This window comes from Candidatus Schekmanbacteria bacterium (assembly GCA_003695725.1).
Lineage (GTDB): Bacteria > Schekmanbacteria > GWA2-38-11 > GWA2-38-11 > J061 > J061.
Genome location: RFHX01000313.1, coordinates 1 through 4,110 on the forward strand (window position 1 = coordinate 1; position 4,110 = coordinate 4,110).

Genomic DNA, 4,110 nt, shown 5'->3' on the forward strand with positions numbered 1-4,110 from the left:
CACTTTTTCTTTTTAAATTCTTTCCTTTTATCAATTTTGTCCGTTTCATTATTTTCATCTTTACTAAAATCAGACAGATATTTTATTGGGACATCCGGCTTTTTTAGGGCATATTCTTCATAATCATTATCTCCCTCATGATTGACAAATTTTGGAAATGCCGATGAAAAAATAACCAATGGAGATGAAGAATAGGATTCAAGAAATTCTTTAATCTTAATCCCAATCAGAGAATCATCATAAGCTATTTGCCAGCAAAAATGGCCAAATAAGGTATCTCCCTTTAAAGGAGTTCCAAATCTCCCTTTAGGTTTTATAGTTATTTCATAAACTTTCAAAGGATCGCCCCCCATCGTTTTATTGAAAAGGGTTGAGTTCGCGAAATTTATTGTTTAAATCTTTTGGCTTCTCAAAGGTAAAAGATATACGGCCATAGCCACGGCTGCCACTACCGCCAAGACAATCCATTTCGAGGAGTTTAAGCCCATTCAAAAGATATTTATTGAATAACACATTATCACTTTCTTCAAGAATCTTAAATGTTAGCGAAAAATCAAATTCAGCTCCTGCCGGAACTCTTTCAATAAAACGCGGGTTCTCAGCTGTACCTTTTATTCGATTTATAGAATTTTCTGATTTTGTTTCTGTCAACAGTAATCGTTTGTTATCTGCATTTTCCTTCCACTTGGCATTGAGATAACAATCAGCAAAAGATACACGAGTTGGTCCAAATTCTGATTCATCATCTTTATCTGCACCACTGGAGCCAAAAATCTTTAATATGGCTTTACACTTCTCTTTATCTTCATCATTTTTAAGTTTTTTTAAAGTACTTCCTGATAGAACACTTCCGCCAGTATGAATTATCAATCCACTTTGCATCTCTAAAAGTGAACGCACCTTACCTTTTAGTGAAGAGCCGGGAATATAGGGCTCCATTGTATGGGGATGCTTTACGACTGGGTTATCAATACCTCCAATATGCATTTCATTTCCCCCACCCCCAATATGAAGACCGGTTAACAATTTTATTTTTCCTTCAATCTTTTTTATATCCATTAACTTCATTTTATTCCTCCTTATATTTAATTTTCTTTTGGCCTATAAAACCTATAATATCCCATAAAAGATTCAAAAAAATTAACGAAGACATCAAAATCTTCTTTATTATGTATTTGAGAAAGACAATCTGAAATGAGCTCTTTGAATTCTTCTGTAATATGCTTCCTTCCTAACGCATAAGCCGCTTTGGCTTTAAGCATATTTATATATGGCAAAATCTCTTCAAATTTTCCTTGTTCGGATTTGATTATGCTGTCATATCTCAAAACTTCATCATAAAATTTTCTAATTTGAGACGGTTTATTGCGATTTTCGCCAGCGTTATGTACTTTTTTTGCTTCTCGATCTGCAATTTCTGAAAAAAGTTGTGGGTTAATGACTTTATTTTCTTTATCCTTCCAAAATTCAATACCCATAAATTCCCCTCCATTACATTTAGTTATCTTCTATTATAAATTGTTTTCCATATTGGAATTCTCATTGCACCTGTATAATTTGAAATCCATTCTGCTGTTTTATTTAGCTGTTTAAGTATTCTTTCTTTTTCATCTCCATAGAAACTCTTGCCGGCATTGCGAACGAAATTATATCTAAAAAGAGATTTCCATTTTAGACACTCCCAATCTTCCGGATATATATCTTCTTTCTTTTCCAAAAGTTCCTGTTCAAGTTTTGCCATAGACGAAAAATAGTTATATTTAAATAACATTGCGTTATTTATGATTTTTTTATCGATCCATTCCTCAAGGGAATCACCTATTTTCAAAATCTCTCCGAAAGTTTCCCAGCTAACTGTTTCCCCAAAAAGAGTGACTGCATTTTTCTTTTTTCCATTGTCAGCGACAAAATTTTTCGAATTTTCAAGTGCTTCTTCAGAAAATTCTGCCAATATACGAATAGGTTCTGATGGTTTGTTTACTGAAATCCCCGCAGAAATTGTAATATCTGGATTATTGCATACGTAATCATCAAATGCTTTCCTTGTTTCATAAGCAAAATCAATAATCGTATTCCAAGGACCAATTAAAAAGAGGTCATCGCCTCCTGCAAAAATTGTATATATATCCTTGTAGTTAGAATGAGAACTTAGACGATAGGGAATATAAATGCTGAAAAAATAGTCCAGTTGGCGGCTAAAAGTTGCTAATCGTGAAATATTTTTATTTTTCAATCCATCTCTAAGAATGGTACCAAGTTTATCGATATCTGCTTTTAAAACACCTAATGCTTCTGTACCTTTTTTTGATTCTTTATCAATTGCCATCATAGCAATGTGATGAAATGTTTTTGGCTTATTTTCTTTGATGTCATTTATCAATTCTTCCTGCTTCTTTTCAGTTTTATCCCCTTGAAAATATCTGTCATCGTTTAAATCCTCACTAGCATATACCGGAACATATCCATTTAAAAATTTAACTGTTATATTTTTGGAAATACCTTCTTCTTGAGGATTTGATATATTCCAATATTTAAGCAAATCCCCCTTATGCGCTGCTTCAACTAATTTACCTTTGACTGAAAAGCTGATTTGATAAAAGTCAAAAATGGGATCCTTAAAGCATTCCCCCTTTATCTCTGCATCTTTTCTAAAAATTGCAATCTGATCATTTTTTACAAGATTCGTTCCAATAAATATGTGATCTCTACAAATTTTACAGGCAGATCCAGATTCATTTCCTAATGTAAGCAACTTATCATTTTCAACTTCTACATCTGAGGGCCTTTTCCCACAATAAGGACATAATTTTTTAGAAAGATCATTATTGAATGACGATAAATAAGTGCTTACCACACCGCCTTTTTGAGCAATTTTAAAACGGTTATGCTTTATTTCTTCTGAATCATTGTTGATTCTTTCAAAGAGAGAGTCAATTTTATTTGTACTTAAATCGTCAAGTTTTGCAGAGGTATACGATATTCCGATACTTGCTTCTCCGTAATACTTTTTTAAAAGCCAATCATTTATCTTTTCATTTACTCTTTCAACAGCTTCTTTTATTTTATTTGTATTTGGAGCAATAATCGTTGTTTTGCCTGCGGCTTTTAAAATTGTTGAAAGCGGAGTTAATCCACACTCTCTGCAAATCATATCTGCAGTTAGTTCTGAAAGTAATGAGATTGCAAATGACCTGCCGCGTAAAAGTTTTGCAGATGCTTTATTCGTAGCTCCCCCTTCGGAAAAAATGAAATCTTGGATTCCATAAAAATCTGTCCGAATAAAAAGCAGTTTATTTTCGTCCTCCTTTTTTATCTCTTCTATTGTCAAGGAATCATTTTCTTTATGATACAGGTACAAAGCTGAAGCAATAGCCGAAGTGGCTCTTGAATGGTCATATAAAGATATATCCGGTATTACATTTCCAACAGTTGCAGAGGGAATATGAGAAGCGAAAATCATATATAGAGTATCAAAATGTTCAAGCCACAAATTATAGATGTGTCGATGTTCTAATTTCTCTAAAGCAAATAAGAAATTTTTAAATAATTGCTCATATTCTTTACTTGCATCTTCATTGGAGATATCTTTCTTTTCAATTGGGAAAATAGTTGTAGGCGATAATTCGCTTAATTTATAGTTAAATTTATAATTATCTCTATCCATTATTCTTTCATTTTTTGTTAGGTTTATTGACTCAAAAATGGTAAGCAATCGAGTTTTTTTATAATCTTTTGGCAAAATTCCTTTGTTGTATTCCTCAAACTCACTTCTTTCAAAACCACTGCTTGTTCTATCCGCAACTGCAACAATCCATTGAAGAGGTGTTTCAGGTTTGTGGTGCATTGCTGCCAAATTTATAAATGAATCATCCAAACCCCAGTTGGCACTATTGAATTCTGGAGGTAGCAGTTTTTCAATATTTTCTATAAATGCGGCAGTATATAAAGCATGGTAATGGGTAAAATTATTATTATAGCTTGGTAAATATAGACCTGCATTATTATTGAAATATTCAGTATCGAGATTAAATCCGCCACGCTGAGCAAACTTACCAATATCGTGAAATAAACCAGCTAATGCTATCTTATAAATATTTTCATCCATATAAC

Annotated in this window: 4 protein-coding genes; all 4 read right to left on the reverse strand. The window is 32.7% G+C overall.

What is annotated here, in order from left to right; all coding sequences use genetic code 11:
* Nucleotides 1-353: hypothetical protein (locus D6734_11720; protein ID RMF92691.1), on the reverse strand; the 353-nt coding region annotated here is incomplete at its 3' end.
* A 4-nt stretch (nucleotides 354-357) separates the two neighbouring features.
* Entirely contained in the window at nucleotides 358-1,068 is a 711-nt protein-coding gene (gene csm3, locus D6734_11725; GenBank protein ID RMF92692.1) for a type III-A CRISPR-associated RAMP protein Csm3, read from the reverse strand.
* A 17-nt stretch (nucleotides 1,069-1,085) separates the two neighbouring features.
* Complete coding sequence (csm2, locus tag D6734_11730; protein ID RMF92693.1) at nucleotides 1,086-1,478, reverse strand: type III-A CRISPR-associated protein Csm2; 393 nt, start codon at nucleotides 1,476-1,478, stop codon at nucleotides 1,086-1,088.
* A gap of 23 nt (nucleotides 1,479-1,501) precedes the next feature.
* Nucleotides 1,502-4,105 (reverse strand): type III-A CRISPR-associated protein Cas10/Csm1, encoded by a 2,604-nt coding sequence (gene cas10, locus D6734_11735; GenBank protein ID RMF92694.1) that lies wholly within the window; start codon nucleotides 4,103-4,105, stop codon nucleotides 1,502-1,504.
* Between the last annotated feature and the right edge of the window lie 5 nt (nucleotides 4,106-4,110).